Annotated in this window: 16 protein-coding genes and 2 pseudogenes; 13 read left to right on the top strand and 5 right to left on the bottom strand. The window is 42.0% G+C overall.

Going from position 1 to position 16,442, the window contains the following annotated elements; all coding sequences use genetic code 11:
* Positions 1-12: 12 nt before the first annotated feature.
* The 5 genes and pseudogenes from AC075L_RS01610 to AC075L_RS01590 all read right to left on the bottom strand — a co-directional run bounded on the left by AC075L_RS01610 (position 13) and on the right by AC075L_RS01590 (position 4,001).
* The gene (locus tag AC075L_RS01610) at positions 13-390 is read right to left on the bottom strand and encodes an MmcQ/YjbR family DNA-binding protein (RefSeq protein WP_008707693.1); all 378 of its coding nucleotides are present in this window, start codon (positions 388-390) and stop codon (positions 13-15) included.
* A pseudogene (locus tag AC075L_RS01605) lies at positions 387-1,281 on the bottom strand (radical SAM protein). The gene AC075L_RS01610 and the pseudogene AC075L_RS01605 overlap by 4 nt, the downstream one beginning before the upstream one ends.
* A 79-nt stretch (positions 1,282-1,360) precedes the next feature.
* Positions 1,361-1,831: a GNAT family N-acetyltransferase gene (locus tag AC075L_RS01600; protein ID WP_008707691.1), complete on the bottom strand. Its 471-nt coding sequence runs from the start codon at positions 1,829-1,831 to the stop codon at positions 1,361-1,363.
* Complete coding sequence (locus tag AC075L_RS01595; protein WP_008707690.1) at positions 1,831-3,306, bottom strand: amino acid adenylation domain-containing protein; 1,476 nt, start codon at positions 3,304-3,306, stop codon at positions 1,831-1,833. Before AC075L_RS01595 ends, AC075L_RS01600 begins: the two co-directional genes overlap by 1 nt.
* 20 nt (positions 3,307-3,326) lie before the next feature.
* Positions 3,327-4,001 carry an alpha/beta hydrolase gene (locus AC075L_RS01590; protein WP_008707688.1) on the bottom strand — a complete coding sequence of 225 codons (675 nt, stop codon included), beginning with the start codon at positions 3,999-4,001 and terminating at the stop codon, positions 3,327-3,329.
* A 129-nt stretch (positions 4,002-4,130) separates the two neighbouring features.
* Here AC075L_RS01590 and AC075L_RS01585 point away from each other — a divergent pair, with 129 nt between their 5' ends.
* The 13 genes and pseudogenes from AC075L_RS01585 to AC075L_RS01525 all read left to right on the top strand — a co-directional run.
* The gene (locus tag AC075L_RS01585; RefSeq protein WP_008707686.1) at positions 4,131-4,313 is read left to right on the top strand and encodes a hypothetical protein; all 183 of its coding nucleotides are present in this window, start codon (positions 4,131-4,133) and stop codon (positions 4,311-4,313) included.
* A 776-nt stretch (positions 4,314-5,089) separates the two neighbouring features.
* Entirely contained in the window at positions 5,090-5,563 is a 474-nt protein-coding gene (locus AC075L_RS01580) for a sigma factor-like helix-turn-helix DNA-binding protein (RefSeq protein WP_008707683.1), read from the top strand.
* 242 nt (positions 5,564-5,805) lie between these two features.
* Entirely contained in the window at positions 5,806-5,988 is a 183-nt protein-coding gene (locus AC075L_RS01575) for a hypothetical protein (RefSeq protein ID WP_055053837.1), read from the top strand.
* Between the two features lie 153 nt (positions 5,989-6,141).
* Positions 6,142-6,507: a type II toxin-antitoxin system PemK/MazF family toxin gene (locus AC075L_RS01570; protein WP_055053836.1), complete on the top strand. Its 366-nt coding sequence runs from the start codon at positions 6,142-6,144 to the stop codon at positions 6,505-6,507.
* A 56-nt stretch (positions 6,508-6,563) separates the two neighbouring features.
* Complete coding sequence (locus AC075L_RS01565; protein WP_055053835.1) at positions 6,564-6,830, top strand: DUF6870 family protein; 267 nt, start codon at positions 6,564-6,566, stop codon at positions 6,828-6,830.
* A 138-nt stretch (positions 6,831-6,968) separates the two neighbouring features.
* The gene (locus AC075L_RS01560; protein WP_055053834.1) at positions 6,969-8,606 is read left to right on the top strand and encodes a recombinase family protein; all 1,638 of its coding nucleotides are present in this window, start codon (positions 6,969-6,971) and stop codon (positions 8,604-8,606) included.
* Positions 8,606-10,336: a recombinase family protein gene (locus AC075L_RS01555; RefSeq protein ID WP_022380728.1), complete on the top strand. Its 1,731-nt coding sequence runs from the start codon at positions 8,606-8,608 to the stop codon at positions 10,334-10,336. Before AC075L_RS01560 ends, AC075L_RS01555 begins: the two co-directional genes overlap by 1 nt.
* Positions 10,315-11,922: a recombinase family protein gene (locus AC075L_RS01550; RefSeq protein WP_118409276.1), complete on the top strand. Its 1,608-nt coding sequence runs from the start codon at positions 10,315-10,317 to the stop codon at positions 11,920-11,922. The genes AC075L_RS01555 and AC075L_RS01550 overlap by 22 nt, the downstream gene beginning before the upstream one ends.
* A gap of 46 nt (positions 11,923-11,968) precedes the next feature.
* Positions 11,969-12,829, top strand: a pseudogene (gene eno, locus AC075L_RS01545) (phosphopyruvate hydratase); the annotation flags it as partial.
* Between the two features lie 87 nt (positions 12,830-12,916).
* A complete protein-coding gene (gene secG, locus AC075L_RS01540; RefSeq protein WP_022380725.1) occupies positions 12,917-13,153 on the top strand; it encodes a preprotein translocase subunit SecG in 237 nt (78 codons plus the stop codon).
* A 104-nt stretch (positions 13,154-13,257) separates the two neighbouring features.
* Complete coding sequence (rnr, locus tag AC075L_RS01535) at positions 13,258-15,540, top strand: ribonuclease R (RefSeq protein WP_182465306.1); 2,283 nt, start codon at positions 13,258-13,260, stop codon at positions 15,538-15,540.
* Positions 15,541-15,563: 23 nt separating this feature from the next.
* A complete protein-coding gene (gene smpB / locus AC075L_RS01530; protein WP_020993664.1) occupies positions 15,564-16,034 on the top strand; it encodes an SsrA-binding protein SmpB in 471 nt (156 codons plus the stop codon).
* A gap of 153 nt (positions 16,035-16,187) precedes the next feature.
* A partial coding sequence (locus AC075L_RS01525; RefSeq protein ID WP_476387068.1) for a cytidylate kinase-like family protein occupies positions 16,188-16,442 on the top strand: 255 nt, incomplete at its 3' end.

The raw sequence follows: 16,442 nt of genomic DNA, 5'->3' as shown, positions 1-16,442 counted from the left end.
AACTTGAATTTGTCAGTATCTCTTTTTGCATGTTTTGGGTATCGTTGCTTCATAACTCATATCAAGCAACATTTTGGTTTTGTCATCTGATACGCTGCCATCCAGTGCAACAGTAATCCAGCTATCCTTGCTCATGTGATACGCCGGGAAGAAGCCGGGTTCCTCTCGTAGTGTGCCAATCAGAATTGGGTCACATTTGAAATCGACCACTTTCAGCATTTCTTCGCCTTGCAGCCCCAGCTTGTTCTTTGGTACATCCATAATCAGAGCAAACCACTTCCGATTATTACAATGCCGGAACACCTCATAATTCGGATATTTGAGCCACGGATAATCTGTCTCAGCGTTATATGTCTCCATTATAAATGATTCTAATTCTGCGCGTTTCATAACCTCACCTCTACAACTTCTAGCTTTCTGCATGTTACTATATAGTTTTGATTACCTGTTCTTCTGCATTTTGGCCGAGGGATAATCTCTTCGTGGAAAAAATAATTGACCACGATAGGCGGATCGTTGAACGGGCGTTTGATGGAATCATCATCCCGGACATACAGTAGCCCTTCCTCTTGGCAAAACTGCCGCATCTGCGCATCCAGCATTGACCAGTAGCTGCGTTCTTTTTTATTGTAAATGGTATCGTACAGCGGCAGCAGGTCTGGATGTTTTTCCGTTATATAGTCAAAAATCGTTTTCTTATAACCGCCCCGCAAGTTTAGGTTTTCCAGCCAGACCAAATTACATTGATTCTTCGCCCGGTGGATGATGGAGGGCAGGTCGGTGAGGCCGGGGAAAATCGGCGAGATAAAGCAGGTGGTGCGCACACCAGCATCATGGAATGCTTTCATAGCGGCCAGCCGCCGCTCAATGCTCACTGCATTGTCCATATCAGCGCGAAAATCTTCGTCCAGTGTGTTTGATCGACCAGGATACCCGCGCATTGGGGAATGTTTTAATGAGGTCAAGGTCACGCAGCACCAGGTCAGACTTGGTAGCAATACTGAGGCTACATCCGCTGCCCTGCATCTGCTCTAAAATGGCGCGGGTGCGGCAGGCGGTTTCCTCCAGCGGCTGATATGGGTCGGTCACGTAACAGAGAAACAGTTCTTTCCCTGCATACCGCTCCGGGTGTTTGATTTCCGGCCAAAATTTAACGTCTATGAACTCTCCCCAGGGCTCCGGGTGATTGGTAAAACGCTTCATAAAAGATGCGTAGCAATATTTGCAGCCGTGGCCACAGCCCACATAAGGATTGACCGAATAATAATCACTCACAGGCAAATTGGATTTTGTGAGGACGCTTTTTACTTCAACGTTTCAGATGATTGGCTCCATTGTATGTATGCTCCTTTGATTTTGCTTATTTTTCACGGGACAGTTTCATCATATCCTTCATATCGGCAAAACCGATTGTTTGATACAGCGGCCTGCCTTTGTCTGAGGTTTCAAGATATATTTTTGAAATATGCCGCTGACGAGCCTGCTCTACAAGCCACCTGACGATTCTGTTCCCTATGCCGTGTCCGCGAAACTGCGGCCGGGTATAAATGTTCATCAGGTAGGCACATTTCCCGTTTAGATTGTCCGGTGAGGGCATCTCATGATAGAGGCATATCCCGCCGCAGCCGACGATTTCCTCCCCTACGTAGGCAAAGCAGGCAATATGTCCGCCCTGCGGCAGTTCTGTTTGATAGTAGCGGCGATTTTCCGATTCCAGCTCTGTTACAGACCGCTCCGAGGGGATGGAGAATACCTCATGCAAGACTTCCATTCGCCATTGCATCAATACATTCAGGTCCTGGATCGTGGCCTGCCGGATCTGAATCTCCATTATAATGCCCCCGCTTTCATTACCACCGGCAGTTTCGACACATCCGGCTTACCGTTGACATTCAAAGGAATCTGCTTCATCTTCACAAAGAACTCTGGGATCATAAAGGAAGTCAGATTTTCAGACAGTTCTTTTTTTACTTCCGAGACTTTCAGCTTATTGTCGGAAGGCACCACATAGGCGGTCATATAGGACAGTCCATCCTCGTCTGTAAAAGCCCGGACAATAGCCTGCTGCACATCCTTGCACCGATAGAGCCGGGACTCCACCTCGGCAAGTTCCACCCGCTTGCCGTAAATCATGATCTGGTCGTCCTTGCGGTGCAGGAATGCAATGTTGCCATTCGGCAGGATATAGCCCAAATCGCCGCTGCGGTACATGGTGCTACCGTCCGGCTGCCGCTCAAAAGCGCTGTTTTCCTCGGCATGGTCGCCAATGTAGCCCAGAGATACACCGCCGCCATAAATGCAAATCTCACCCGTCTGCCCTTTGGCAACCTCGTTGCCAGACTGATCCAGAATCCTGATCTGCGCACCTAGTACAGGATGACCGATGGGATAGGTACCGTCCTCCAGCACAGTTCCACTATTACAACGGTAATAGGAGGCGCAGACCGTTGTCTCGGAGGGGCCGTAGGTGTTGTAAACCTCTGCTTTGTTCAGCAGGTGATCCACATAAACGCCCCGCAACACATCGCCGCCGCTGATAAGCAGCCGCAGAGAGGACGGAATGACAGACAGGTGGTTCATTTCTGCCAGCAGATACGGAAAGCCGCTGATCATAGTCACATGGTGACGTTCCACAAAAGCCATCAACGCATGGATGTCGGCCTTATCCTCGTCAGCGGGGATGGCCAGAGCGGCACCATTCAGCAGACTGGTGAACACTTCCTCCACAAAGATGTCAAAAGAACAGACGGAATATTGCAGCATGACATCACCGGGGCCGGGATGGAACTCGTTGGCAAAGGCACGGACATAATGGCAAACATTGCGGTTGGTGACACAGACACCTTTGGGCCGCCCGGTGGTACCTGACGTATACAGCACATAGGCGGGGCGTTCCGGGTCTTCGATGGCGTTGCGCTTCCAGGAGGGCGTCTCCACGCCGCAGATCTCACAATCTGTATAGCGGATGGGGAAACTGCTCAGTTTGGGCGCAAAGGCGTGTTCCGTCAGCACAAAATCCACCTGTGCCTCGGTCATCATGTCATGGATGCGCCCGGTGGGAAAATCCGGCTCGGCTGGGACATATTGGCCGCCGCATTTGAGTACCGCCAGAATCGAGGCAATCATCTCGGTTCGGTGACGCATGACGATGCCGATGCTGTGTACTTCCTGCGGAAAGCTGCACGTGATCATATCTACCATGTTGGACAGCTCTCCAAAAGTCATGGCGCGGTCGTTTTCAATGATAGCCGGGGCATTTTCATGTTCTTTAACTACTTTCTGAAAAAGCGAATAAATCGTATCCATCGTTTTATCTCCTTGTCGGTTTATCTATTTAATATCCAGTGAATGCCAGCCGCTGTGCGCTTGTTGCACGCCTGATAGTGGCTGCCACTGTTCAGTACGAAGGTGGTTTCGATGCCTTTCCCGTGGCACAGTGTTTCTATCTCCTGCGTATTCTGCTGCACAACGTTCAAAATCGGATTATCGGTGGAGCTCTCCTTGTCTCCGAGAGAAAAATACAGACAGTCAGGTTTGCGCTTCATCTCATGGGAGCACACATATTCCATGATGCCCTCAAACCAGAAGGAACCTGACATACTCGCTGCGCGGGCAAACACATCCGTTTGGTAGAGAGCGTAGAGGGCGAACAGCCCAGCCAGCGAGTAACCGGCGAGGCCCCGCCAGGCGGGCGCACCGGGAAGGAGCGCTTCCGCTTCCGGCATAATTTCATCCAGAAGCAGTTTCAGGTAATCATCCGCACCCCCGGTGCAGGGCGTATCGTGTTTAGAGATCGGCCCCATATACCACGGTGTCATGTCATGATCCCATTTCAGATTACTGACCGCCACCAGACAGAAATCTGGGCAGCCGAGCGCCATCAGGTTTTTATACACACTGTTAACGGCATTGGAAAAGGTGTTGAGATAGATAACTGGGCTGCCCGGCTTTGCGCTTGGGTATATGTCCACTCTTTTTTGTTCTATGGTTAAAGAAGTCACCTTGTTGCCTCCTCTCTTGACGATTCATTGTATAAATATTGTACGGTATCCGAAAACGAAAGCAAGTACGCAGAAAGTTCGTACATAGTATCAAACTACTGACCAAGGCTATAAACAGGAGGAATCAAGATGGATCATATCATGACATATGAGGAATATCTGCGCGATGTCAAGAAGGGAATCGTCACCGATCTGGGCAACAGCCCGGTCACGCCGCTGCTTCTGATGCTTCAGGGAAAGTGGAAAACACAGATTACCATGACGATTTGGTTTGTGTTGCTTTCCGCTGGAATTAAAACGTCAGCCTTCTAGATATCAAAATTTCGAGGCTCAATCACACTCTCTATTTTCTCGCTGTCTACGCTTAGCAACTACCATTACTGGCAGTCACCCAAGACTCGCTACTGGCGGTTGGTTAGACCTTACCAGACAGGCATTCCACCTGCTAGACTACTCGCCCTTGTCTGGGCGCACAATTCCGATTTGTTAAATTCATATCCGCATTATAGCATAAAAATAACGACACTGTATATCACTTTCGTAACATACAATGCCGTTACTTTTATTTTCTTCGATACACCAAACAAAACATATTCCTGTATACGATAATATCATATACAGAGTTCGACTTGTTCAGCTTTAGTGGGGAAAATGTAAAGTGAACTCCGCCTTTTGGCATAGGAATTGTTTTGTTAAATTAAATAATGAAAAAGAAAATAGTCATTTTGATAGAACATATTAACTATAAATAATCAGAATTTGAATAGTGAACTTTTTACACTGAAATATGTACGATTCTAATAATGACATGAACTTATGGGAACGTATTGCGGATACTTTGTGAACTTTATCCTGATACAATGATTATGCTGATGAAAGAAGGCATAGATAACTGAATACAAGAAAGAGACGAAAGCCTCAGTAGTTAAGAAAAAACTACTGGGGCTTTTTTTCGTGCCTGAATTTTTCAGCCAATAACTGCGGGCGTATCCCGGCAGGATAAAGGCGGAGCAGGCATGATTCTAAACAGAGGTCCGCCTTCTGGATTTGAAACGAGCAACAAGATTTCAAATTCAGGAGGAACGGACATGTATATTGAACACCCATATTTTTATGAAGGAAAGTATTACGCAAATATTGATGGAGAAATGATCGAAGTTACAAAAGAAGTTGCGTATGCGATGAACAATTTTTACAGAAGCAGCAAGGCAAAAAAAGTTGAGATCAAGAACGAACTGGGTGAGGTCGTGGATAAGATGCTGCGGGAGGTACCTTACAGCGGTCAGTCCATTGATGGAGAAGTCTTCATGATTGAGGATTTTCCAGATCTGAACTGTGATGTGGAGCACTGTGTACTGACAAAAATGGAACAGCAGGATATTCACAAAGTGATCAATCAGCTGAACTCAGAGGAACGCATGATTATTTATGGCATTTTCTTTGAAAACAAGACACAGACACAGATGGCGGAGATTATGGGGATTTCCAGACAGATGCTGTCATACAAGCTGAAATCCACTCTTAATAAGATGCGTGAAATGTATATGAATAAATTTTTTTAAAAATTTTTCAAAATCTTTTGCATCTGCCAAAGTCATTTGACTTTAGTAATTAGAGGAAGTTAAAGGACTTCCTAAAATGAACCATGATAACTGAATATTCAATAATAACTGATGTGACATTTCATACAGTGAGCACGAGGAAGATGCCGCTATAGGATTATAAGACAAAACAAAGATTTTAGTTCAGTCCGTAATGCTGCGAAAAAGCACTGACCGAAGCTAGCTGGCAGGCTGGTGATGCGATGACATATATGAGATGCGATACACTTGCAGACCCTGAGAAGTCTGTAACTGGTAAACCTATGAACTGCTGGAGCCTGGAAACGAGAGTTTCCGGGTTGTGGTCCGGAGCGTGCATCCGGGCAGGTTATTATTCCCTTCCTGCACATGCGGGAGTAACGATTCGGGGTATCGAGGATAAATAGAATCGAGCGAGCACTGTTTAATAATCAAATTGGCTATAGAGGTTATGCGGCAGAGCTTTCCTTATAGGAAAGAAACTCTGCCGTATTCCTGTGGAGCCAATATAGCGCTATGGATGCTTTACAAATAAAAATAACAGATTGGAGAGAGGACAAATGACAATCCGAAGAGGAGATATCTTATGGGCAGATCTCGGTATGTTCCCGACAACTTCGGTTCAGGGTGGAGTAAGACCGGTGATCGTAGTGAGCAATAATAAAGCCAATACATACAGTTCAGTCATAACGGTAGTTCCGCTGACATCAAGAATTTATAAGAAACGGTATTTGCCAACGCATGTATTTATCAGCAAATATGATATGACGGGAATCCGAAAAGGAAGCCTGGCACTGGCTGAACAGGTTATGAGCATTTCTACGAAATGTATTATTGAGAAATGCGGAAGAGTGAACAAGTGGAGCCTAGATCGGGTACTGAAAGCAGTACGGATTCAGATGGGAATGGAAGAGAAGACTACATAACTGTTACGAATATTTATTTTCGATAATGGTAACTATAGGAAAAGGAGGCGATGTCCATGACAACAGTTGAAAGATTAGAAGAGTTGAAAACAGTTGATATCAAAGAGATTGAACGAGATAGTTTGCCCAAGTACAAGGATTTGATTTCAGAGCTGGATAGCAGGAAAAGCAATAAGATGGAAGTGCTGCTTAATCACTCTGATAACCCATATGTATATGAAGATATGGGCTATGTCGTAAAAAGTGTTTTTAATGCAGCAGCTTCCCTTTCCTATATAGACTGTACAAAACAGCTTGTAGCAAAGAAAGCTGGATTGGCATAAGGGAATAACTGGAACAACAAAATTTCATATTCACACAGAAGACGAAGTGTGCTATAATGCTAACAGGACTAAATTTGAATAGAGCACTTCTATTTAAGGGTTCTGTTTTGGCAGAATCTTTGGATAGGAGTGTTTTTTATGCAAAAAAATATCTGGATAGCAGCCAAGTACCTTCGTCTTAGTATTGAGGACGGAGATAAGGCTGAAAGTGAATCTATTGTAAATCAGTCAATTTTGATTGATAACTATATGAAATCGACATCTGATATTACTATTGTTGAGACATTTAAAGATGATGGTTTTTCAGGTACTGATTTTAAGCGTCCTGGTTTTCAGGCAATGCTCAAGGCAATCGAAAATAAGGAAATCAACTGTATCATTGTAAAAGACTTGTCTCGATTCGGTAGAGAGCATATAGATGTTGATCGGTATATTCAAAAAGTATTTCCACAACTGGGAGTACGATTTATAGCAATCAATGATAATTATGATTCTGAAACAGCAAACATTACCGATACGCATCTTGTATTACCGGTGAAATCCTTTGTTAATGACACGTATTGCAGACAGAATTCTCAAAAAGTAAGAAGCCACTTGAGTGCAAAAAGAAATATTGGAGAATATGTGGGAAATTACGTGTCATATGGATATAAAAAGTGTGATGCTGATAAAAGTCAGATAGAAATTGATCCGGTTGCTGCAAAGCATGTAAGAGATATTTTTAACTGGAAGATGGAGGGCATGAGTAATCAGCTGATTGCAGATAAACTGAATGAACTGGGAGTTCTTGCACCGGCTGATTACAAACGTGCGACCGGAGTAAACTTCAAATCGTCATTTCAGACACATCTGACATCCAGGTGGTCAGCAGTAGCAATTATCCGTATCTTAAAGAATCCAATCTACTATGGAGTGCTTCAACAGGGAAAATCCCAAAGAATTAACTATAAAGTTAAGGTGCAGAGGGCATTACCAAAGGAAGAATGGGTGATTTTTGAAAATCATCATGAAGGTATCGTTACAAAAGAAGAATATGAAACAGTTCAGATGTTGCTTGCGAAGGATACCAGGATAGCACCCGGAGAAAACAGACTTTATTTGTTTGGTGGGTTATTATCCTGTGGAGACTGTGGAAGTAATCTGATCCGGCGAACTAACAGTTATAAAGGAGAAAAGACAGTTTTTTATATCTGTTCTTCTTACAATAAAAAGAAGGATCAATGTTCCAGACATAGTATCAGAGAAGATGTGCTGATTCAGCTGGTAATGGATTCTTTGAAAATATACAGTAAGATGACGGATGCCATACGGAGTGCAATGGAGTATTTGAAAGAGAATTCTTTGGATACACAGACATTGATACAGCATGATGACCAGATACTTGAGTTACGAAACAAAGTCAATAAATATTATAAGTTGTTACATTCATTATCGGGAAATCTTGCGTCAGGAGTTATTTCTAGGGATGATTACGCTTTGCTTAGAGAACGGTATCAGACAGAAATTAAAAGTCTGGAAAGCAATATTGAAAAGCAGGAAGAGTATATGGAAAATCTCCTTGAAAATAAACTGCTGTGCGAAGAATGGGTAAACACATTTCTTGAGAAACCGTCGCTGGGAGATCTTGACAGAGATATGCTTCTTCAGTATGTGGAAAAAATAAATGTCTTTGAAGGAAAAAAAATAGAGATTGTTTACCGATTCCAAGATGAGTTGGTAACAGCTGCAAGACTGGCAGAACAGATTGGAAAAACAAAACAGGAGGTGGCTGTATAATGGCAAGAACAAGAAATCGCCAGATGAAACAAGCTGAAGCATTTGTGCAGGCATCACCGAAGAAGATCTGGAAAGCCGGTATTTATACCAGAATATCTGTAGATATCAATGGTGAGAAGAGAGAATCGCTGGAGACACAGAAACTGATCGCTCTTTCTTACGCAGAATCTCATCCGGATATTGAAGTTGTAAAGTTTTATAAGGATGACGGTATATCAGGTACGAAATTTGATCGAGATGACTTTGTGAGAATGCTTGGTGACATCAAAACAAAAGAAATAAATACGGTCATAGTAAAGGATTTATCACGATTTGGTCGAGATTTGGAAGAAGTATCAAAATATCTGGAAAAAATATTTCCATTTATGCAAGTGCGCTTTATATCAGTCAATGATAACTATGACAGTATCAGTCCAGAATGTGACAATCAGATGCTGGGAATCATGATATCGAATCTGGCAAATGATATGTATGCAAAAGATGCATCTGTAAAAATGACAAGTGCCATGAAAATTAAGATGGAGTCAGGTGAATATTGTGGTGGAGATGCTCCTTATGGGTATAAGAGAGCTAGAGATGAAAAAGGAAAATCTACTACTGTTCCCGATCCTTTAACTGCACCGTATGTAGTAGAAATATTTGAAAAACTTGCTGCAGGGCAGTCATATTTGAAAATTTCGAGAGAGTTTAATACCATGCTGCTGGCTTCGCCAAGGGTATACGCAAGAACTGGGAAGTTATTCTTGGATAGAATTGACGAAACGGATATGCATTGGCAATCATCTGTAATTAAACAGATTGCGGAAAATAGGCACTATTTGGGAAATACTTATTCACATAAAACAAGAACTTCACTTCTTACAAAAGAAAAAAATGTAATGTTGGATAAAGAAGAATGGATTGAACATGTGAATACCCATAAGGCTATAGTGAGTGCTGAATTATTTGAAAAAGTACAAAATGTAATCAAATTAAAGCAGGAGAAAGCATTGCCCAAAAAAGATTTATCGAATATGCAGACTCATGGAAAACAGGATAATAAGTATGTTGGATTGATATACTGTGGTGACTGTGGCGCTAATATGGTTCGGAGATACTATTACAGCGAAAAGAATGGTGTTTTGTATTACAATTACTATTTCATTTGTGGTAATTATGCAAAAATTTCCAAGGAAAAATATAACTGTAATCGCTGGAAAGAAGAAGTAATTGATGAACTGGTGTATCGGGCACTCATCATGCAGCTAAAAACAGTATGTGAATTAAAAACGCAACTGAAACGCTTTAATGGTGAATATTTTGAAACATTCCAAAAATATTTGAACAGGGAACAGAGTAAAATTGTTCAGCTCAATAAAAGGAACGAAGCAAGACGATTTGAATTATATGAGCAATATGTTTCGGGCGAGATTGATACGGATGCATATAATCGTATGACAGAAAGAATAACCGTGGTCGAAAAAGACCTGGTTACAAGACAGAAAGAAATTGAGAAGAGTAGAAAAATTACAGAAAAATTGTGTAAAAAGAACTTCTCGTGGCTTGCTGAATTCAGTAAAGGAAAGAATTTGGAATTCCTTACAAAAGATGTTGTCCGTTCTTATATAAAGAAAATCTCTTTATATGAAGACAAACGTATAGAGATCGAATTTAAATTTCAAGATGAAATACAGGCGTTATCAGAAATTTTAGAGGAGGGGGTGATCAGATGTCAGATGGTAAATGCATAGTAAAGTATTTAAGATTGTCGCTGGAAGATGAGGATATGCTGGATGAATCCAATAGTATTACCAATCAGAGAATTGTGATTGGGCAATACATAGCCAGTAAAAATGAGTTCAAAAATACGGAAGTGTTAGAATTCAAAGATGATGGCTATAGTGGAACGAATTTCGATCGCCCAGGATTCCAAAGTATGATGGAATTAGTAAGAGATGGAAAAGTCAGCACAATTATAGTGAAAGACCTTTCTCGATTCGGCAGGAATCATATAGAGGTTGACACATATCTGGAACAAATTTTTCCATTTATGAATGTGAGATTCATAGCGATCAATGATAATGTTGATAGTATGAAATATGAATCTGGTATGCCGGGAATAGATGTTGGTTTCAGAAATATTATTAACGAACATCATAGCATTGATACTTCCGTTAAAGTAAAAAGAACTTTGATACAGCGTCAGAAAGCTGGAAAATATATGGGAGCGAGAGCACCGTATGGATATTTGAAGCCTGATGAAGATGTGACCAGCCTCGTGATTAATCCGGAGACAGCGCCTGTTGTGAAGATGATATTTCAGAAATATCTTAATGGAATGAATATTACTCAGCTGGCACGTTACCTGAATGAGCAGAAAATTATGAGTCCAGGTCAATATAAAAGAGAAGTTCTGAAAACTGGTGTGAAGAAAACAACAGAAAAATATATCTGGTATCCAGTAACTGTAAGACTGATACTGATGACAGAAACGTATACGGGAACTACGATTGGCGGCAAGTGGAAAGTTGCTTCGGTAGGAAGTAATAAGCATTTGAAAACAAAAGAAGAAGACTGGATTGTGGTTGAGGGTACGCATGAAGCGATTGTTTCTAAAGAGGTGTTTGATGCTGTACAGGAAAAGTTGGAATTAAATTCCAGAAAGAGGAGCAAAACCCACAATAATAATTATCCGCTGAAAGGATTGATAAAATGTGGGGGATGCGGTCAGAATCTACAGCATGTAACCAGATGCAATCCGCACTTTAAGTGCCCAAGGAAATTTAATGCGGCAAATCAAGATTGTGTAACAGACAATTTATATGATGACGAGTTCAATGAGATGATTTTCAGGGCAATAAAGCTGTTTGCAAAGATCAGTGATGATGCTGAACCGGTACTCGAATTACAGAAAGCAGAATTAAAATCAAAAGTGAATGGAGCTGCAAAAAAGATTCGGGATGCCAAAGACAGTATTAGCAGATACAAGCACCAGAAGACTGAACTATATATGCGATATGCAATGGAAGAAATCTCAGAAGAAGAGTTCACCAGAAAAAATGACAAGCTGGATAAACAAATTGAGAAAGAAACCTTAGCGATAGCGCAAATGGAGACAGAACAGAGTGAAGCGGCTGAACGTTTATTTGAACTTCCGCCCGATGGCAGACAGTGCCTGACGGACCTGATCGAAGGAAATAAGCAATTAACCAGAGAGATAGCAGTAACTTTTATTCGTGGTATCAAGGTATATAATGATAAGCGAATAGAAATTGAATGGAATTTTGCTGATGAGCTGGTGGAGTATGTAGAGCAGGTGCAGAAAATCTGCAGTTGAAGTGATGATGGACAAATTACAAAAATTTTGTGTCATTAGCTTGACACAAGGGGGACGTCACGCTGACAATACGGTGGATTTACAGGAATTCATGATCATGCCGACGGGAGCGGAAAATATGGAGCAGGCGATCCGAATGTGTGCGGAAGTATACCAGTTTCTCAGAATTATCCTGAAACAAAAAGGTCTGTCAACAGCAGTCGGGGATGAGGGAGGTTTCGCACCGGATCTTTCCGATTCAGAAAGCGTCCTGGAAGTGATTCTGGAAGCAGTAAAAAAGGCAGGGTATGAACCCGGAAAGGATATCAGCATTGCAATTGATGCTGCGGCAAGTGAACTGTACGATGAAGAAAGAGGCGTTTATGTTTTCCCCGGAGAAGGAAAAATGAAAGGGGAAGAAGTTCTCAGGGATTCCGGCGAGATGATAGAATATTATGAAAAACTTACAGAGAAGTTCCCGATTGTTTCCATTGAAGATGGACTTGAGGAAGATGACTGGGAAGGCTGGAAACAGATGACAAAAAGACTGGGAGACAAAATACAGCTCGTAGGTGATGATCTGTTTGTCACGAATATCAAACGTCTTGCATGTGGTATCAAACTGGGAGCGGCAAATGCCATTCTGATAAAATTAAACCAGATAGGAACACTTTCAGAAGCATTGGATGCAGTGGAAATGGCACAGAAAGCGGGATACAGGGCAGTAATTTCTCACAGATCAGGAGAATCGGAAGATTCATTTATCGCAGATCTGGCAGTTGCCACAGGTGCTGGCCAGATTAAGACAGGTGCACCCTGCCGTTCGGACCGAAATGCCAAATATAATCAGCTTCTTCGTATCCATGAGGCATTGGGAGAACTGGCAGTGTATGAAAATCCTTTTAAAGAAAATGAAAAAAATTGTTAAGAAACCTGACAAAAACTCTGAATTGTGGTTGAAATCCCCATCCGGCTATGTTACAATGAAACTCAGTTGATTAGGAGGTGTAACGAAGTGCAGATTATTAAGATCATTCTGAGTGTCATTTTCATAATAGATTGCATCGCTCTTACAGTAGTAGTTCTTATGCAGGAAGGTAAGCAGCAGGGACTTGGTGCTATCGCCGGAGCAGCAGAAACATACTGGGGTAAGAACAAAGGTCGTTCCATGGAGGGCGGACTTGTTAAGGCAACCACTATTATGGGAACTTTATTTTTTGTAATTTCTGTAGCATTAAATATGCTTGGTTAATCAGAAAAGAAATTTGAAACACTCTTGTTATGTGCAAGAGTGTTTTTTGTGTCATAAAGAGCTGAATCAGATAAAAGTCCTCTGCGGAGGCTGTGAGGAGTAATATGAGTAAAAAAGATATGGACAGAAGAAAAAAGTTTATCCTGGAACTGATGGGAGATCCTATTTATCAGCCAATGAGACTCCGCGAGATTTCTTCTCTTCTGAGACTTTCAAAAGAAGAGAAAAGAGAGCTATATGATGTTCTGGACGAACTTTGCGAGGAAGGAAAGGTATCTGTAGACCGCAAGGGCAGATATGAAAAGGTCAAAGGAAAATGGAAAAAGAAAAAAGATGACCGTTATTACGACGACCGAAGAGAAGAATACGGATCAGAGTATGGCAGAAAGAAGAAAGATAAAAATAAAAAAGATAAAAATAAAAAAGAGCAGCCGGAGGGAATCCAGGCTGAGGGAACATTCATCGGACATCCCAAAGGTTTCGGCTTCGTAGAAATCGAAGGACAGGATGAGGATATCTTTATTCCTGAAAGTGATACAGGAACAGCCATGCATCAGGATAAAGTAAGGATCATCATCAGAGATGACAAAAAAGAGGGAAAACGCCAGGAAGGTGTAGTTGTGAAGGTTCTGGAACGTGGTATGCCTGAAATTGTAGGAACTTACCAGTTAAATCGGGATTTCGGTTTTGTGATCAGTGATAATCCGAAATTTTCCAAAGATATCTTCATTCCGAGAAAAGAAGCAGCAGGAATTAAAAATGGTGATAAAGTAATCGCGGTGATCACAGATTACGGCTCCGGAAATAAGAATCCTGAAGGAAAAATTAAGGAGAATCTGGGAAATATCCGAACACCGGGTACAGATATCCTGGCAATCGTCAAGAGATTCGGAATCCCGAGTGAATTTCCTGAGAAAGTAATGAAGCAGGCTCAGCGTGTTCCGGATCATGTGCTGGATGCAGACAGAGATGGAAGACTGGATCTGAGACATCTGCAGACAGTCACTATTGACGGCGAAGATGCCAAAGACCTGGATGATGCGATTTCCCTGACAAAAGAGGGGGACATTTACCATCTGGGAGTCCATATCGCAGATGTAAGCAACTATGTACAGTATAACAGTGCTCTGGACAGGGAAGCACTGAAACGTGGAACCAGTGTTTATCTGGCAGATCGCGTTGTGCCAATGCTGCCGGAACGTCTTTCCAATGGAATCTGTTCTCTGAATCAGGGAGAGGACAGACTGGCGTTGAGCTGCCTGATGGACATTAACGAAAAGGGTAAGGTAGTTTCCCATCAGATCGCGGAAACAGTGATTAACGTAAATGAGAGAATGTGCTATACTGATGTAAAGAACATTCTTGAGGACACAGACGAAGAAGCAAAGAAACGGTATGATGCACTTATCCCGATGTTCTTTATGATGAAAAAACTGTCCGGAATCTTACGTAACAGCCGCCATCACAGGGGTTCCATTGACTTTGATTTTCCGGAGAGCAAGATTATTCTTAATGCAGCAGGAAAAGCAATCGATGTTAAGCCATATGAAGCAAATGTGGCAACCAAAATCATTGAAGATTTCATGTTGATGGCAAATGAGACTGTGGCACAGGAATACTGCACAGAAGAGATTCCGTTTGTATACAGAACCCATGATAACCCGGATCCGGAGAAAGTGGAGAGTCTTCTGACATTACTTCACAATCAGGGTGTGAAGATTCAGAAAGCAAAAGAAGAGATCACTCCAAAAGAAATTCAGCAAATCATCGAAAGTATCGAAGGGCTTCCGAATGAAGCAATGATCAGTCGTCTGGTGCTGCGTTCCATGAAACAGGCGAAATATACAACAGAATGCAGCGGTCACTTTGGACTGGCAGCAAAATATTACTGCCATTTTACATCTCCGATCAGAAGATACCCTGATCTGCAGATCCACAGGATCATTAAGGATAACTTACGAGGCAGACTGATGCGTGAAGGCAGAACCGAACACTATGCTGAAATCCTTGATGAAGTTGCGAGACAGTCCAGTGTATGTGAACGCCGTGCAGATGAGGCAGAACGTGAATCAGACAAGCTGAAGAAAGCAGAATATATGTCCTACCATCTGGGAGAGGAATTCGAGGGAATTATCTCAGGCGTTACCGGATGGGGGCTTTACGTAGAACTCCCAAATACAGTAGAAGGTCTGGTACATGTCAACACTCTGCGGGATGACTACTATATCTTCGACCAGGAAACCTACGAACTCCGCGGAGAGATGACAAAGAAAGTCTACAAATTGGGAGATAAAGTCTGTGTCCGTGTGGCAGATGCAGATAAAATGCTCAAAACAGTAGATTTTGAGCTGGTTGCTGATATCTGGAATGATGAAGAAGAGAATTAAATAAAAATGGCTTGGAGGATATTATGGCAAAGAAAAAAGGAATGAAGCTGATTGCCAATAATAAAAAGGCATTTCATGATTATTTTATAGAAGATACTTATGAAGCCGGTATTGCCCTTGCAGGAACAGAAGTAAAATCCCTGCGTATGGGCAAATGCAGCATCAAGGAATCCTTTATCCGTGTAGAGAACGGAGAGGTTTACATCTACGGAATGCATATCAGCCCTTATGAAAAAGGCAATATTTTCAACAAAGACCCGTTGAGAATCCGTAAGCTTCTGCTTCACAGATATGAGATCAATAAGATTGAAGCAAAGCTTAAAGAAAAAGGGTTAACTTTAGTACCTCTGAAAGTTTATTTCAAAGACAGTCTGGTAAAAGTGGAAATTGGAATGGCTCGAGGCAAGAAACTTTATGACAAGAGACAGGATATCGCAAAGAAAGACCAGAGAAGAGAAGCAGAGCGTGAATTTAAGGTTAAGAATCTATATTGATAATATTACTAAATCCTTTGGCTCAAAATTGTGAAATGTTATGAAAAAATTAATGGATATTGCAAAAATATTCGAAAATTCTTATAATCTATCATATAGATAAAAAAATAACAATTCATTTTCAGGCAGATGAGCTGAAAGGAGTGGTGCCCTATGAAAACAATCACGATCAGCAGACAGTATGGAAGCGGTGGAAGATATATTGCAGCTTTGCTTTCAGAAAAAATGGGAGTTCCCTGTTACGACAGTAAATTTTTGCCGAAGGAAGCAGAGAGGCATGGAATCAGTCAGGAAATCATCAATGAATTTAAAGGCAAGACCAGTCTTCTTTATGCAATCGGAGTAATGATGTCAGAAGAATCGCAGGATAAAAAACGCCTGACGATTCCGGAGAAGATGTTTCATGCG

It is taken from the genome of Blautia sp. ZXY-1-B12, from assembly GCF_056339915.1.
The sequence above is the reverse complement of the archived record's forward strand: the minus strand, read 5'-3'. Positions and strand labels throughout refer to the sequence as shown.